The sequence below is a fragment of the Wolbachia endosymbiont of Drosophila innubila genome (genome assembly GCF_021378375.1).
GTDB classification, from domain to species: Bacteria; Pseudomonadota; Alphaproteobacteria; order Rickettsiales; family Anaplasmataceae; genus Wolbachia; species Wolbachia pipientis.
In genome coordinates this window covers 181478-197692 of record NZ_CP076228.1, presented here as the reverse complement: position 1 = coordinate 197692, position 16215 = coordinate 181478, and the positions used below count along the sequence as shown (strand labels likewise).

The 16215-nt window shown below is 35.3% G+C and carries 11 protein-coding genes, 2 rRNA genes and 3 pseudogenes; 9 read left to right on the top strand and 7 right to left on the bottom strand.

Annotated elements, in window-relative coordinates:
- The first annotated feature begins 1 nt into the window (after position 1).
- Both J4T77_RS01030 and tsaB read left to right on the top strand, forming a co-directional pair.
- The gene (locus J4T77_RS01030; RefSeq protein ID WP_006280118.1) at positions 2-1132 is read left to right on the top strand and encodes a cation:dicarboxylate symporter family transporter; all 1131 of its coding nucleotides are present in this window, start codon (positions 2-4) and stop codon (positions 1130-1132) included.
- The gene (gene tsaB, locus J4T77_RS01025) at positions 1132-1707 is read left to right on the top strand and encodes a tRNA (adenosine(37)-N6)-threonylcarbamoyltransferase complex dimerization subunit type 1 TsaB (RefSeq protein ID WP_190321159.1); all 576 of its coding nucleotides are present in this window, start codon (positions 1132-1134) and stop codon (positions 1705-1707) included. The genes J4T77_RS01030 and tsaB overlap by 1 nt, the downstream gene beginning before the upstream one ends.
- Here the strand turns inward: tsaB and J4T77_RS01020 are convergent.
- The gene (locus J4T77_RS01020) at positions 1702-2325 is read right to left on the bottom strand and encodes a hypothetical protein (protein WP_190321158.1); all 624 of its coding nucleotides are present in this window, start codon (positions 2323-2325) and stop codon (positions 1702-1704) included. The genes tsaB and J4T77_RS01020 overlap by 6 nt on opposite strands.
- 280 nt (positions 2326-2605) lie before the next feature.
- Here J4T77_RS01020 and J4T77_RS01015 point away from each other — a divergent pair, with 280 nt between their 5' ends.
- Positions 2606-3316 (top strand): class II aldolase/adducin family protein, encoded by a 711-nt coding sequence (locus J4T77_RS01015; protein WP_010082280.1) that lies wholly within the window; start codon positions 2606-2608, stop codon positions 3314-3316.
- Positions 3317-3421: 105 nt separating this feature from the next.
- A pseudogene (locus J4T77_RS07470) lies at positions 3422-4401 on the top strand (IS3 family transposase).
- Between the two features lie 93 nt (positions 4402-4494).
- On the opposite strand, the gene J4T77_RS01000 reads toward J4T77_RS07470, so the two are convergent.
- From J4T77_RS01000 to pstC, 4 genes are all read right to left on the bottom strand, one after another.
- Positions 4495-4674, bottom strand: coding sequence for an ankyrin repeat domain-containing protein (locus tag J4T77_RS01000; protein ID WP_223823054.1), 180 nt, complete (start codon positions 4672-4674; stop codon positions 4495-4497).
- Positions 4675-5098: 424 nt separating this feature from the next.
- Positions 5099-5443 (bottom strand): F0F1 ATP synthase subunit epsilon, encoded by a 345-nt coding sequence (locus J4T77_RS00995; RefSeq protein WP_233641063.1) that lies wholly within the window; start codon positions 5441-5443, stop codon positions 5099-5101.
- A gap of 12 nt (positions 5444-5455) precedes the next feature.
- A complete protein-coding gene (gene atpD, locus J4T77_RS00990; protein WP_190321193.1) occupies positions 5456-6883 on the bottom strand; it encodes a F0F1 ATP synthase subunit beta in 1428 nt (475 codons plus the stop codon).
- A gap of 101 nt (positions 6884-6984) precedes the next feature.
- Entirely contained in the window at positions 6985-8073 is a 1089-nt protein-coding gene (gene pstC, locus J4T77_RS00985; RefSeq protein ID WP_038199744.1) for a phosphate ABC transporter permease subunit PstC, read from the bottom strand.
- 107 nt (positions 8074-8180) lie between these two features.
- Here pstC and rpmH point away from each other — a divergent pair, with 107 nt between their 5' ends.
- The 3 genes and pseudogenes from rpmH to J4T77_RS00970 all read left to right on the top strand — a co-directional run bounded on the left by rpmH (position 8181) and on the right by J4T77_RS00970 (position 9007).
- Complete coding sequence (gene rpmH / locus J4T77_RS00980; protein WP_006279898.1) at positions 8181-8315, top strand: 50S ribosomal protein L34; 135 nt, start codon at positions 8181-8183, stop codon at positions 8313-8315.
- 67 nt (positions 8316-8382) lie between these two features.
- Positions 8383-8658 (top strand): annotated as a pseudogene (rnpA, locus tag J4T77_RS00975) (ribonuclease P protein component); the annotation flags it as partial.
- A gap of 85 nt (positions 8659-8743) precedes the next feature.
- Positions 8744-9007 carry a hypothetical protein gene (locus J4T77_RS00970; protein ID WP_010082134.1) on the top strand — a complete coding sequence of 88 codons (264 nt, stop codon included), beginning with the start codon at positions 8744-8746 and terminating at the stop codon, positions 9005-9007.
- A gap of 85 nt (positions 9008-9092) precedes the next feature.
- Here J4T77_RS00970 and rrf read toward each other — a convergent pair.
- Both rrf and J4T77_RS00960 read right to left on the bottom strand, forming a co-directional pair.
- Positions 9093-9199 (bottom strand): 5S ribosomal RNA (rrf, locus tag J4T77_RS00965).
- 66 nt (positions 9200-9265) lie between these two features.
- A 23S ribosomal RNA gene (locus J4T77_RS00960) occupies positions 9266-12031 on the bottom strand.
- A gap of 335 nt (positions 12032-12366) precedes the next feature.
- Between J4T77_RS00960 and J4T77_RS00955 the strand changes: the two are divergent.
- Positions 12367-13442 (top strand): annotated as a pseudogene (locus tag J4T77_RS00955) (class I SAM-dependent DNA methyltransferase).
- Between the two features lie 75 nt (positions 13443-13517).
- Complete coding sequence (locus tag J4T77_RS00950; RefSeq protein WP_233641061.1) at positions 13518-15302, top strand: ribonucleoside-diphosphate reductase subunit alpha; 1785 nt, start codon at positions 13518-13520, stop codon at positions 15300-15302.
- Positions 15303-16215: the final 913 nt, after the last annotated feature.

Below are 16215 nucleotides of genomic sequence, written 5' to 3'. Positions count from 1 at the left end.
CGTGCTACAACTATTAATCTTACTCACGGTCATCACTTCAGCTGCATTCTTTGGTCATTTAGTTCCAATGGAAGTAAAAACCTTCTTGTACTCAACGAGCCTTAGTATAAAAGAGGTTTTGCTATTTATAATGCCTTTTATTATTTTTGCGTTAATCTTTAGCAGTGTTAACAATCTTAAGCAGTCAGCTATAAAGTTCATATTGTTACTTATTATAATGATCTTCTTATCGAATCTGGCTTCAAGTTTAATAGCTTATTCTGTTGGGCATTTTATCATACAAAACACTTATTCAATACAAGATATAACGTATGAAGAAACAATTGTTCCCTTATGGTCGTTTAGACTGCCTGCATTGCTTTCTAATTTTTATGCCCTTGCTTGTGGATTTGTGTCCAGCATAGTAGTGTCCACACTGCTACCCAAAAAAAGCAGAGAGCTTTCGAACAAAATGTTAGATTTAACTCTCTTTATTTTGAAGACGTTTTTGACGCCGATTATTCCAATATTTGTACTTGGGCTTGCTTTAAAAATGCAGCATGATCAAGTTTTATCTATAATATTTAAGGATTACTCAATAATTTTCATTATTATAGCATCTGCAACCTACCTTTATGTTTTCCTCTTATATGGAGCAGCAAATTCATTCAAGATCACAAGCTGGATAGCTAGTATAGGCAATATGATACCGGCATTTATTACTGCAATGAGCACAATGTCTAGTAATGCAACTATGCCGCTTACTCTTGAAGGAAGCAAAAAAAATGTAAAGCAACCTGACATAGCATCGTCTGTTGTGCCAATAACTGCTAGCTTTCATTTAGTAGGTGATTGCTTTTTTATTATAATATTATCAATGATAATTGCCTCCGGTTATTCATTGTGCACAACAGACTATGTAACTTTCCTTCTCTATTTTTTGTTATTTAAGTTTGCTATCGTGGCAGTTCCGGCAGGAGGAATTATGGTAATGCTACCTATTCTTGAGAAATACCTCAAATTTTCTCCAGAAATGCTTTCGTTAATCACAGCACTGTATATAGTGTTTGATCCAATAATCACTTCAGCAAACGTTATGGGTAATGGTGCCTTTGCTATAATGTTTACAAAACTCTATGATAAGCTTAAGTAATGTCTATTTTAGCGATTGATACTGTAGGTATTGGTAGTTCAATAGCAATAGTTGATTATGATGGTAACTGTTTTGTAGAGCACAATTCCGCCAGCAACAATCATGCAGAATCATTTTTTCAAATTCTGAATACTTTGTTTGATAAGCACAACTATAATTATGATAAAATAGATCATTTAGTGGTAGTAGTTGGACCAGGAAGTTTCACTGGAATTAGAGTTGGTATATCAGCTGCACAAGGTATAAATCTTGCTACAAATAAGCCATTATACGGAGTTAATGCGCTGGAAGTTCAAGCCTACGCAATATCTTTGCTTTGTACGAATAACAAAAAAAATATCAGAGCTATAGTCAAAAATGCTCAAGGGTTTTATACGCAGTTATTTGATTTCAATTTATTGCCACTATCTGCACCTGGATCCCAGTGTCACGCTACAAGCAGTACACATATGGATTGCAATTTAAATGCTAGCCATGCAGGGCTATTAGTCCGTTATAGATTAGAGAACAAGCAAAAATTAAATGAAGTTGAAGCTCTATATTTAAATGAGCCTCAGTATATGAAATCATTATAGACTATTCTTTCGCGTACATGCAATGTTACTAAGCTTGTGCATCTGGTTTACTATCTCTTGAGCTACTTCTTTTATACTCATATCTGAATTTTCTATCTCTATGGCACTTGGTGGTATAAATAAATCGTCAGTCCTAAATTTCTCTACAATGCTATTTAGATTAATCACCTTCCTATTTTTTCTTTGCCTTTTTAATGCAATACGCTTTTGTAATGTCGGTAGATCACACCTAAGTACCACAGGAAGGATTTCTGTGTTCATTTTTTTACTAAGCCTTACTATTGAATCATACATCCTCATGTTCTGGTCATTATTTTCCATCAACTCATCAATAAATATGTAATTTTTTGAGTGAATTGGATAATTTTCTATTACCTGAAGCATAATTTGCATAATGCCATATATTCTATCTTGAACTTCTTTAGGTATTTGATCACGTTCAAAGACACCATCGTATATAGAGCAAGCTTGAACATTGTTATAGAACTTACTATTTACAATTAATGCGTTTATCATATTAGATAATTCTATTGCTGTGGAAAGTTTACCTCTTCCCGAAAGACCAGAGAGATATATGAAAAATCCTGCTGGCTGTTTTTTTGTGTTAATATTTATCATATTATTTTCAATCTTGAAACTTACATTTATAATAACATAAAAATGAAGCTTTAAAACATATGAAATATTATATAGAAAATTACTTTTGCAGTTAAGATATTATGTAATTTAAAAACATAAATTCTGTATATAAACTCTATAATAACGATAACTATTTTTAAGCAAGCTACAACACAAAAGTGTTTGGTATTCAGAAAGCAAGACAGAGTGGCATAGACTTATTAGTTTACTACAAGTCTCTTTTCGCGTATAAACCTTCAGAAGATTCTAACAGAGGATTGTGTTGTTAACAAAGAGCAGAGTAAAAAGGGATCTAGTCTATGCCTATCAGATTTTGTCCTACCTTAAGTTCGATGATCATACATATACTCACCTTTCAGTGCGTTCTGAAGATCAAAAGTCGTTTTATATTTATCCGTTTGGTATGCGTTTTGATGAAGTAGATGAACGTTCGTTAATGAAAGTATCATTTGATGGAGATGTAATTGAAGGCAAAGAATATCAATATAATAGAACTGGCTATATAATTCATGGTTTTGTTTATCAAGCAAGGAAAGATATTCAAGCAATTTTTCACTTGCATACACCTTCTATTGTAGCGGTTTCTTCTCTCAAAGATGGGCTGCTTCCTATAAGTCAATGGGCACTGCACTTTTACAATAAAATCTCTTACCATAATTATAATTCCCTAGCACTTAGCGATACAGAAGGAAAGAGGTTAATAGCTGATCTGAAAGAAAATTTTGTCATGTTAATGCGTAATCATGGATCTATAACGTGTGGTCGGACTATACAAGAAGCAATGTTTTACTCGTATCATTTAGAACAAGCGTGCAAAACTCAATGTTTAACGTTAGCAATGAATAAGGAGTTATCAATTCCAAGTGAAGAAATTTGCTCAAAAGCTGTAAAGGATCTCCTATCTTTTGAAAGCAATCTTGGTGAGAGGGATTGGCACGCATGGGTTAGACTAATTAAAAGTAAGTTGTAAGAGACTTTCGCACTACTATCTGTCATCCAAGTAGTGACCTTACCCAGAAAAAGTAGAGAGAAAGTTAAGACGTTTTTGGAGTAAAATAAAACGTTTTTTCAAAATATGACAAATAGAAGAGAATATACAGCAGAATTCAAATTAGAAGCTGTTAAGCTGGTTAAAGAAACAGGTCAAGCAAGTACAAAAATAGCAAAAGATCTAGGTATAGATGGCAGTATGTTAAGTAAGAAAATATAATGGAAAATGTCTGGAGCATACGCATTTCCAGGCAAAGGCTCCTTATGACAAAGAAAGATTTGATCTAAAAAAAGAGCTAATAAGAGAAAGAGACATCTTAAAAAAAGCCCTGGGCAAAGAAAAAGAGTAAAGTATTCTTTTATATAGAAATTGCTATAAAACACAGGAACTATGTAGGGTTTTGTACTGGTGGTATGGGTTGCTAAGGAAAAAAGCAGTAAAGAATTAGCAAAAGAAGGGCTTCTAGCAGATATTCAAAAAATACATCAAGCTTCTAAATGCAGATATGGAGCCCCTAAAATTCACGCTGAATTAAAAGCTTTAGGCAAAAATTAAAACAGTACAAAGTGTTATGCAAGAAAATGGCATTAAAGCCAAGTTTAGACGAAGGTTCAAAAATAAAAAACAGCAAATAAGCAACCGAGTTGTGGCTCCGAACACATTGGATCAAAATTTTACTACTGATCAGCCAAATAAAGTTTGGGATTACCTACATAAAAACTAAAGAAGGTTGTTGGCGGCAATAATTGACCTATATTCACGCATGGTGGTTAATGAGTAACATGATAATTAGTTATAGATTCTTTATTGATGGCCGTTGATAAACGCAAACCCGATAAAAATCTGCTGTTACATAGCGATCAAGGGTCACAGTATACCTCTCAAAATTACCAATTTCTATTGAATACAAAAAACATCATTTCCAGCATGAGCCATAAGGGCTGTTGTTACGATAACTCTGTTGCAGAAAAGTTCACTTAAAAGGGAGCTGCTTATTGATACTTCTCGCTCAACAAACCAGAACTGCCATATTTGAATACATAGAAATCTTTTATAACAAATAACGTAGACATTCTACTATTAACTATTGCATTCCTGCACAATTTATTCTCATGATAAAAACGTCTTAACTTTCTCTCTACTTTTTCTGGGTAAGGTCAATTTGGGTCTGCACCATTTTTGAGTAATAGTTTTACTTCTTGTGCATTACCATCTTCTACAGCTAGGAATAATTGTTCTTCCTGTGTTTTTACGCGTGTTTCCACATTAGATATAAAAAATAACAATACTAAACATGCAATACCAATAATGCTAATATATTTTATAACTTTTCTCATAAGATATTTTACAATGCTTCTAATAATATTAGATATCATCTATAAAATTAAAAATCCATGAAAGGGGATGAAAATATGTAAAAAGTATTATTGATTAATTAAAAACAGATTTTGATTTAATAATACTAATAAAATCGATTTATCTTAAATTTACGTTGATTTTTACCTGTTATTTTTTGTAGTTTATCCAACGTAAATTCCAGGTAAAACAAAGTCGTTATCTCCAACCGTTACAACCAACTCTCCTTCTTTAATTTTTATTTGATTAGGTGTATGGTCCCATACCATCACACTCTGGGATCATACACCTAAAGTACTCCGACACTGGGATGACACCCCGGGGTTTCTGGGATGACAAAAAAGAGCCCCCTGAGCAAAAATCTTATAGCCACTTGAATGATAATTGACTTTTTGCCTAAAATAACTAAGAAAGAAACTTCTCATCAAGATAACTTAAATATATACTAATTCTCTTATTTTTAAACGATTTCTCATCATGAATTGCACGATCAAAAACCTGAATTTGACTTGTTATAATGCTACAATTATTATTTGCAACTTCTAATACGCCACTATCAATTACAACCTTCTTTTCTGTTTGGTTACTCATTTTAACAGTAATCATACCAGGCAATAAATAAATTAAGTAAGGAGCATGGTGAGCTAAAATCATAAGCTCCCCTTCGAGCCCAGTTACTGAAAGAGAAACCACTCCACTGAATGAAATTTGATCATCAGGAGAGAAAAATCGCACTTTAAAAGTATTCATAATCTTTAACTTTTATTTAGCTTCAGCTTGTATTAATTCAGCCTTTTTTATTGCTTCATCTATATTCCCCACCATATAAAAAGCAGCCTCTGGTAAGTGATCATATTTGCCTTCAACAATCCCTTTAAAACTGGAAACAGTATCAGAAAGTGAAACAAATTTACCAGGCATGCCAGTAAATATTTCTGCAACGTGAAAAGGTTGAGAAAGAAATTTCTGAATCTTCCGAGCCCTATCAACAATAATTTTATCTTCATCAGATAGCTCATCCATACCAAGTATTGCGATAATATCTTGCAGTGATTTATAAGTTTGCAATATACGTTTCACCTCAGAAGCTACATTATAATGTTCTTCACCAATGATTTCAGCAGATAAAGACTGAGAAGTTGAATCAAGTGGATCAACAGCAGGGTATATTCCCATTTCAGCTATTTGCCTTGACAACACTGTGGTTGCATCAAGGTGAGAGAATGTAGTTGCTGGGGCTGGATCAGTCAAATCGTCCGCAGGAACATATATAGCTTGCACAGAAGTAATAGAGCCAGAAGTTGTTGAAGCTATTCTTTCTTGCATTGCACCCATATCAGTTGCAAGGGTTGGCTGATAACCAACAGCTGACGGTATTCTTCCAAGTAAAGCAGAAATTTCAGAACCAGCTTGTGTAAATCTAAAGATATTATCCACAAAAAATAGAACATCTTGGTTTTCACGGTCACGAAAATACTCTGCCATAGTAAGTGCTGTTAAAGCAACTCTAGCCCTTGCTCCAGGAGGCTCATTCATCTGACCATAAACCAAAACAGCTTGAGATTTTTCATGCTCATTTATATTTATTACATTTGAAGTGATCATCTCGTGATAAAGATCGTTACCTTCACGCGTTCTCTCCCCTACCCCGGCAAACACAGAAAATCCTTTATGAGCTTTTGCTATATTATTAATTAATTCCATTATTAGGACTGTTTTACCAACACCGGCTCCACCAAATAAGCCAATTTTTCCTCCTTTAAGATAAGGTGCAAGAAGATCCATAACTTTTATTCCCGTAACTAAAACTTCTTCCTGTATTCTCTGTTCAGTAAAACTTGGAGGTGCTCTGTGTATAGGCTCTAAGTTATACTTTCCCTTCAGTGGACCACACTCATCTATAAGCTCTCCAACAACATTAAAAATCCTTCCTAAAGTTGAACGCCCAATTGGCACCGATATTGGTGCACCTGTATCAACAAATTCATCCCCCCTTGACATGCCATCTGTGCTATCCATAGCAATACAACGAACTATATTGTCACCTATATGCTGCGAAACTTCTAAAACCAGCTCCTTATCCTTATATTTTAGTTTGCTTTTTAAAGCATTAAATATTTTAGGCAATTCACCTTCAAATTTTATATCAACAACTGCTTGAGTTACCTTAATCGCTCTACCTATATTCATCTCTTTATTTTTATCACCTAACACTATAATTCCATAAAAGAACTTCTAAAGAAAATAAATTTTATATTATTAATAGAAATTTTGCAACATTAAAACGCTTACTAGTTACGCTTCATTACAAACAATGCAAATGCATTTAATAGCCAAGTAATAATAAACAATACTAAACTAAGCGCATAAGCAGCAAGAGTTTGTACACTATTGAAATCCTGATCTCCGGTAAGTAATGTAGCGATCTGCACGGTAATGGTAGTAACTGAATTAAGAGGGTTAAAAGTCAAATTTGCGTTGATTCCCACAGCCATTAGCACAATCATTGTTTCACCTATCACTCTTGAAATTGACAATAAAATTGCACTTAAAATTGTAGGCATTGCATAAGGTATTGTTATATGCCATATAGTTTCCGCTGGAGTTGCACCAAGTGCCATGAAGCCATAACGCAAGCTTTTTGGAACAGATCTTATGGCATCTTCGAGTAAAGAAATAATAAAAGGAAGAATCATTATCCCAATCGATAAACCGGCAACTAAGGCACTTTCTGAGTGTATACTTAAACCAAAAAAATTTGCTACCTGCTTTATAAAGAAAGACAAAAACACAACCGCGAAATATCCATATACAACCGTAGGAATAGCAGACAAAACTTGCAAAGTTGTATTAACAATATAACGCACTTTCTCACTCGCATATTCACTAATATATATTGCAGAAAATAAACCAAGCGGAACGACAACTAACATTGCTATAATAGTTATAAGTAATGTACCAACTAAAAGCGGCGCTATACCAAAACATCCTATCTTCTCTTCATTGATAGTGACTACATTGTGGCCCCATTTCAAGCAAAACAAGAATTCTGAAATAGCTACTTTATTAAAAAAACTAATGGATTGAATAAAAATAGACAGCATTATAAATAAAGTGATAAAAAATGATATGGCCAAAGCCACAAATAACGAAAGTTTTATTATCTTATTTCTTTTATTTTTAAAGATAAAAGCAAGCATGAAAAAAAGTAACGCTATAGAAATAAAAGTTACAAAACAATTATTATAGAATACTAACAACCAAGTTAGCATCCATACACAACTAAGATATAGATAAGATTTAACCTTATTTACTTCTTGAAACCTACTAAAACAAAATAAAAGGATTAGTAAGACAGGTATGACTATCACCGAATTCATTCTTCCATGCATCAAATTTTATTCTACGAAAATGTCATACAAGTTCACCATTATTTGACAATAAAGTAAAACAATTTAAAATAAATAATTATATTAATATAAAAACAATGAAGAGAACATTTCAACCAAAAAATTTGATAAGAAAGCGCAGACACGGATTTCGTTCACGTATGGCAACAAGAGCTGGAAGAAAAATCCTTAATAGGCGCCGTTCATTAGGGTGTAACAAATTATGCGCATAGTAAGTATAAAAAAAAAGATTTTTCTTCTGCTTTCAAAAATAAGTTAGCACTCAACAGTCTTTTTTATCGTGGGCTTTATATATCACTGTACGCTATAAAAGAAAGAGAACCTGAAAAGTACATTCATACTATTAGAGTAGGTCTGGCTATCAGTAAAAAAACCGGAAAAGCAGCAAAAAGAAATAAAATAAAAAGGCAACTACGAATGCTTGCTAAAATTAGCATTTTAAATATAAGTAATATAGGGCACTACTACATAATACTAACTCATAGAAACATTATGCAAGCAAGTTATAAAAATTTACAAAAAGATCTAACTATTTGCTTAAAAAAGATAAAATAAAAAAAATCTCAATTAAGGTATTTACAACTATATTTTTTATGATAATATAGGTAAAATTTTTAAAAATAGTTAATGGGTGTGGTGAATGGTAGAGCATATAAAAGAGGTAAATAACACAGGCTTTGGTCAGATGTATCAATTCTTATTTCTTCCTAAAGGAACAGGAACAGATTGGAGGTCAGCATTTCGCCAACAAGAAGAATTATTTAAAAAAGTGGGAGGTAATGTAATATTACCAGAAGTCAGTAATTCTCCTTCAAAAGGGAATCAATTAGGGGAAGTAGGAACAATGCTAAATAATGTAGAAAATGACCAAGAACATATAAGAAAAAAAAGATATCGTAGTTAAAGTAAAAACTTAAAGAATAGTAACAAAACAAGAAAGTTAAAATATAAGTATACCTACTGTCTAATTAACAAAGAAATTTTTATAAACTTGGCGGCGACCTACTCTCCCTTTTCAAGTACCATCAGCGCTAAAAAGTTTCACTTCCGAGTTCGAGATGAGATCGGGTGGTTCATTTTTGCTATAGCCACCAAGTCAATAAAAATTTCTAACTTAACAATTTTAACTTAATATTTAACACTGCATACACACATATAGAAAGCAAATAAATCAATCAGGCTATTAGTACTAGTTAGCTTCACATGTTACCATGCTTCCACACCTAGCCTATCAACGTGGTAGTCTTCCACGGCCTTAATTGGGAAATCTTTTTGAAGAGGGTTTCTTGCTTATATGCTTTCAGCAATTATCCCATCTATACATAGCCACCCAGCGATGCTATTGGCATAACAGCTGGTACACCAGAGGTATATCCATCTCGGTCCTCTCGTACTAGAGTCAGACCTTCTCAAATTTCCTTCACCCACGGCAGATAGAAACCGAACTGTCTCACGACGTTCTAAACCCAACTCACGTATCACTTTAATCGGCGAACAGCCGAACCCTTGGGACCTTCTTCAGCCCCAGGATGTGATGAGTCGACATCGAGGTGCCAAACGGTGTCGTCGCTATGAACGCTCGAACACCATCAGCCTGTTATCCCCGGCGTACCTTTTATCCGTTGAGCGATGACCCTTCCATACAGAATCACCGGATCACTATGACCGACTTTCGTCTCTGCTTGGCTTGTCAGCCTCGCAGTCAGGCAAGCTTATGCCATTATACTATCAAGCTGATTTCCGACCAGTTCTAGCTTACCTTCGCACGCCTCCGTTACTTTTTAGGAGGCGACCGCCCCAGTCAAACTACCCACCATACAATGTCCTAGTTCCAGATAATGAAACATAGTTAGATATCAAAAGTGTAAAGGGTGGTATCTCAAGGTTGACTCCATTATAGCTAGCGCCATAACTTCAAAGTCTCCCACCTATCCTGCACATCACACTTTTAATAGCAATGTAAAGCTATAGTAAAGGTGCACGGGGTCTCTTCGTCTAACCGCGGGTACCCCGCATCTGCACGGGGAATTCAATTTCGCTGAAGTGATGTTGGAGACAGTGGAGAAATCGTTACGCCATTCGTGCGGGTCGGAACTTACCCGACAAGGAATTTCGCTACCTTAGGACCGTCAGTGTTACGGCCGCCGTTTACTGGGGCTTCAATTCGGAGCTTGCACCCTTCCTATTAACCTTCCAGCACCGGGCAGGCGTCAGACCCTATACTTCCACTTACGTGTTTGCAGAGTCCTGTGTTTTTAGTAAACAGTCGCTACTCCCTATTTTGTGCCACCTACTCATAGTTGCCTAAAAGCAGGTTACCCTTCTTCCGAAGTTACAGGTATAATTTGCCGAGTTCCTTCAACATCATTCTTTCAACACCTTAGTATACTCTACTCATCCACCAGTGTCGGTTTGCGGTACGGCCTCATAAATATAAGTGCTATTTCCTGGAGCTTCTTTTAAGCATAGATCAATCCAATAAGATCTATACAAATACGAAACCCGTCACACTTAAGAGGTTTAGGAATATTAACCTAATTGCCATCGACTACTCCTTTACGGACTCGCCTTAGGAACCGACTAACCCTACGCAGATTAACTTAACGTAGGAACCCTTAGATTTTTGGTGAGAGTGTTTTTCACACTCTTTTACGCTACTTATGTCAGCATTCTCACTTCCGATATCTCCAGCAGTTTTCACAAACCACCTTCACAGACTTACGGAACGCTCCGCTACCGCGCCTATTGATCGAAATCAATAAGCACTCACATCTTCGGTATACAGCTTTAGCCCCGGTACATTTTCGGCGCAGAAAAACTTATTTAGACAAGTGAGCTGTTACGCTTTCTTTAAAGGATGGCTGCTTCCAAGCCAACCTCCTAGCTGTAATGGTTTTTCTACTTCCTTCCCCACTTAGCTGTAATTTTGGGACCTTAGATAGTGATCTGGGTTGTTTCCCTCTTCACCACGGACTTAGCACCCGTAGTGTGCCTGCTGTATAATTAATTGTTGGTATTCGGAGTTTAGTTAGATTTGGTAAGACGGTGAATCCCCCTAGTCTATCCAGTGCTCTACCCCCAACAACATACATACAACGCTCTACCTAAATAGATTTCGCGGAGAACCAGCTATTTCCAAGTTTGATTGGCCTTTCACCCCTAATCACAACTCATCCAATAATGTTGCAACATTAACTGGTTCGATCCTCCAGTGTGTTTTACCACACCTTCAATCTGGTCATGACTAGATCACTTGGTTTCGGGTCTAATCCATAAAACTAAAACGCCCTATTCAGACTTGCTTTCGCTACGCCTACACCTAACGGCTTAAGCTTGCTTCATAGATTAACTCGCTGACCCATTATGCAAAAGGTACGCTGTCACTCTAAATATCAATAAATTGATATAGAGCTCCAACTGTTTGTAAGCACTTGATTTCAGATTCTATTTCACTCCCCTCCCGGGGTTCTTTTCACCTTTCCCTCACGGTACTTGTTCACTATCGGTCGTTAAGGAGTATTTAGGCTTGGAGGATGGTCCCCCCATATTCAAACAGGATTTCACGTGCCCCGCTCTACTCAAGGATTTAAAAACTTTCTACTTATACAGGACTATCACCTTCTATGGTTACTATTTCCAGAGTATTCTAATTCTTATTCTTAAATCACTAGCCTTTTCCGCTTTCGCTCGTCACTACTAACAGAATCTCGGTTGATTTCTTTTCCTTTGGCTACTTAGATATTTCAGTTCACCAAGTTTGCTTTACATACTTAGTACGTAATAACTAGCTAAACTAGTTGGGTTTCCCCATTCGGAAATCTGCGGATCAAAATTTGTTGACAATTCCCCACAGCTTATCGCAGCCTGCCACGTCCTTCATCGCCTCTTAACGCCAAGGCATCCATCAAGTGCTCTTAATAATTTATTTATCCGACTATATGCAGAATATGCAGAGTTAAATATTATTAAAATTGAATTGAGATTAAATTAATCTCTACCATAAAACTTGTCAAACATCTAAAAACTAAATTAATCTTTTATATGTTATAACCTAATAAATAATATGTCAACGCCTTTTTGCACAAAACATTTACTTATATTATCAACAACAATATACTAGCAATCCTAAACAGTATAATCTGAGAAATATGTGGTAAACTTATATATACAGTAAAAATTAATAAAAAAGATATTTTGTAAGATAAAATGTGTTAAAATCAATTGCCTAAAAATGATAATAAACATTCGGAGTATTTCTAACGTATGAAAAGTAATCTCTCTTTTATAAAAACGTTGCTTTAAATTGTATGTCTAAGCTCATTGGCGTATTAAATATTAAGAAAGTAAAACACTTCATTGTGAATAAATATAATACTCTTCATAAAGAAATGACAGTGCTTCTTAAAAAATCTAAGAACCTGTTAAACACCAACATTGAAATCGGTTTACATCACTTTTATAAGGATAGCATATCAGATGCAAAGTTACGATTTTGGTTAATTAGCATATTTTACCCCCATTTACCTATAGTCTGGTATAACATCGGAAGGTGTCATTTTGCGGTAGGGAATACTAACAAAGCTTATAATTATTTAACAAGGGCACTAAAATTAGATAATGACCACGAGGAGGCGTCTTACTATATAAAAAAAATGACAAACTCAGCGCCTATTACAGAATTGCCAAAAAACCTCATAAGACAATATTTTGATTACACAGGTGAATATTTTGTTGAGCATTGGTTGATTGCCAAACAATATAGAGGGCATGAACTTGTACACATGATAATTACAAAAATCTTCAACAACTCCACTTCTGAGCTCAATATACTCGACCTTGGTTGTGGAACTGGAATATGTGGTCATTTCTTGAAAATAAATAGTATTGGAAACCATATAACAGGAATTGACATTTCAAGTAGAATGCTAAATATCGCAAGAGGATGCTTTATAAAAGGTAAGCCTGTTTACAATGAATTAATACATATGGAAATGAAAGAGTTTCTTAAACAAGAGAAAAACCAGCAGTATGATGTAATTATCTTTGCTGAAGTGCTACATTATCTACATGACTTTCAAGAAGAGTTGGAATTAGCAAAAAGATCTACGAGCAAAAAAGGAATTATTGTATGTTTAATAAGAAGAAAGGAAGGTGAAGGTATTGACTTTGTAAACAAAGGAGACTATTTTCGTCACTCAGAAAGTTATGTTCAACATGTTGCAAAAGAAATAAATATGCAAATAAGTTATATGAGTTACTGTAAAATATATGGCAGTCAGGTTGACGGTATCTTGTTTGCATTACAGCATCAACAAAAAAATCCGAAAAACCTAACTTAAAAATCGCTCAAAATGACTTTTAAGTACCTATGACTTTTAAGTACCTATATATAATAAAAGAATAAAAGGAACTTTATGAATAACATTACCATTAATTACGCAAAGGACAGCAAATTAACCGACTTTGGAAAAGCAGTTCTATCAGACAGGTATTTAATAGAAAATGAAAGTTATCAAGACCTCTTTGCACGTATTGCTAATTACTATTCTGATAATAAAGAACATGCGCAGCGTCTTTATGACTACATGAGCAACTTGTGGTTCATGCCTTCAACACCAATACTCAGCAATGGTGGCACTAAGAGAGGGTTACCTATCTCTTGCTTTCTTAATGAAACCGAAGACAGCTTGCAGGGAATAGTTGATCTATGGAACGAAAATGTTTGGCTTGCTGCACGTGGAGGAGGCATAGGTAGTTATTGGGGAAATTTACGCTCAATAGGCGAAAGCGTAAAGGGTAGCGGCAAAACATCAGGAATTGTTCCATTTATTGTAGTGCAAAATGCTCTAACACTTGCAATTAGTCAGGGATCCCTAAGGCGAGGAAGTTCAGCAGTCTACCTTCCTGTATCTCATCCGGAGATAGAAGAGTTTCTAGATTTACGCAAGCCAACAGGCGGTGACCCAAATCGCAAAGCGTTAAATATACATCATGCTGTAATAATAACAGATAAATTTATGCAGGCTGTTGAGAATGATCAAGAATGGAATTTAATAAGCCCTCACAACAATAAGGTTATTTCAACTGTAAAAGCGCGGGATATATGGATCAAAATATTAACAGCAAGAGTTGAAACTGGAGAACCTTACATTATTTTCCTTGATGCAACAAATAACAATAAGCCAGAATCTTACAAAAAGCTCAACTTAGACATCAAGATGTCAAATCTATGCAGTGAAATAACTTTAACCACAGGTTATGATCACCTGAATAAGTCACGCACTGCTGTGTGTTGTCTATCATCCGTAAACCTTGAGTACTACGAAGAATGGAAAGACAATAAACTCTTCATAGAAGATATAATGCGCTTTCTTGATAATGTATTGGAAGATTTCATAAATAAAGCACCGAATGAAATGCAGCGAGCAAAATATTCTGCAGCCAGAGAACGCAGTATTGGTCTTGGTGTGATGGGCTTTCACTCATTTTTACAAAGCAAAATGGTTCCTTTTGAATCAGTAACAGCACAACAATGGAATAAAAAAATATTTAAGTATTTACGCGAGCAAGCAGATATAGTTTCTAAAAAATTAGCAGAAGAAAAGGGAGCATGTTCTGATGCCAAAGAAGTTGATCTAATGGAAAGGTTTACACACAAACTCGCTATTGCTCCTACTGCCTCGATCTCCATTATTGCAGGTAATACCTCCCCTGGAATAGAACCATACGCAGCAAACGTATTCATACAAAAGACACTTACAGGCTCATTTGTAGTGCGAAATAAATTCTTGCAAAAACTATTAGCAGAAAAAAATCAAGACAATGATAAAATATGGTCTTCAATTTCAACAAACGAGGGTTCCGTTCAGCATTTAGATTTTCTTAGTGAGCATGAAAAATTGACATTTAAAACAGCGTACGAGCTTGACCAAAGATGGATTATAGAACATGCAAGTGATAGAACTTCGTATATTTGTCAATCTCAATCAGTAAATCTGTTCTTACCTGCCAACGTACATAAACGTTACTTGCACAAAATACACATGCTTGCTTGGAAAAAAGGATTGAAGAGCTTATATTACTGCAGATCACAATCAATGCAGAGAGCCGATAAGGTCTCGCATGACATATTCAAAAAAAGTGAAATATTGCAACAAAAAACAGATATTGACTACGATGAATGTCTGTCATGCCAATAGCGGCCTTACTCAGAAAAAGTAGAGAGAAAGTTAAGCAAATGGGTAAATAGACTTCTTGCATAACCATATAACGCACTTTTATTGGGAATAGAAACGAAAAAACTTCCTTGACAAACTCCGCCAGCCCTCTTATCATAAAATTGAAGCTATTTATTTATCTTCTCTGTACAGATTAAATGACAAAAAAACTCACGTATCTGGCGTCTCATGTTTAATTTTTTGCACTATGTGCACCTTATGTCTTTATAAAACTTCTACCTACATAAGCTGAAACGCGCTTATAAAGCGTTTAAAACATAAAAAAACGCCAACTTAAAAAATGGATAGTGAATAACTAGCTACCCTAGGGTTTCTTTTGCCTTTTTTTCTGTTTAGTAAATTTCTTAAACATTTATAGCTAAGGTTAGTTGCATTTAAAAGCAGCTGAGTCGCGGTTATTAAGCGTTTAGAATAAAAAAACGCCATACTTGAAAGTATAATGTAAGTAATTAGCCAATTACGGGGCTTCTTTTGCCTTTTTTTTCATTTGGTAAATTTCTTAAATATTTATGGCTAAACGACAATCGTCATCCCGCTACTTGTTAGCGGCCGAGATACCGCGAATGAATCGCGGTATGACGGTTCGCGGTGGCATGACGATAAAGTTTATACCTCGTCATCCCGCTGCTTGTTAGCGGGATCTCTTGTTAGCGGCTGAGATACCGCGAATGAATCGCGGTATGACGGTTCGCGGTGGTATGACGGTTCGTGGCAGCATGAAGATAATCCCGCTACTTGTTAGCGGCTGAGATACTGCGGCGGTATGACGTAGATTGCTGTCATTCCGCTACTAGTTAGCGCCGCAGCGGTATGGTGTAGGAAAATTAGCTATATAGCTAACTTGTACCACGCGTTAAAGCTTTTAAACAGGTCT

What these genes read in the sequence shown, in the direction of transcription:
- tsaB (WP_190321159.1), top strand. Translation starts at nt 1,132, where the DNA reads ATGTCTATTTTAGCGATTGATACTGTAGGTATTGGTAGTTCAATAGCA.
- J4T77_RS01020 (WP_190321158.1), bottom strand. Translation starts at nt 2,325, where the DNA reads ATGATAAATATTAACACAAAAAAACAGCCAGCAGGATTTTTCATATAT.
- J4T77_RS01000 (WP_223823054.1), bottom strand. Translation starts at nt 4,674, where the DNA reads ATGAGAAAAGTTATAAAATATATTAGCATTATTGGTATTGCATGTTTA.
- J4T77_RS00995 (WP_233641063.1), bottom strand. Translation starts at nt 5,443, where the DNA reads ATGAATACTTTTAAAGTGCGATTTTTCTCTCCTGATGATCAAATTTCA.
- atpD (WP_190321193.1), bottom strand. Translation starts at nt 6,883, where the DNA reads ATGAATATAGGTAGAGCGATTAAGGTAACTCAAGCAGTTGTTGATATA.
- pstC (WP_038199744.1), bottom strand. Translation starts at nt 8,073, where the DNA reads ATGAATTCGGTGATAGTCATACCTGTCTTACTAATCCTTTTATTTTGT.
- rpmH (WP_006279898.1), top strand. Translation starts at nt 8,181, where the DNA reads ATGAAGAGAACATTTCAACCAAAAAATTTGATAAGAAAGCGCAGACAC.
- J4T77_RS00970 (WP_010082134.1), top strand. Translation starts at nt 8,744, where the DNA reads ATGGTAGAGCATATAAAAGAGGTAAATAACACAGGCTTTGGTCAGATG.
- J4T77_RS00950 (WP_233641061.1), top strand. Translation starts at nt 13,518, where the DNA reads ATGAATAACATTACCATTAATTACGCAAAGGACAGCAAATTAACCGAC.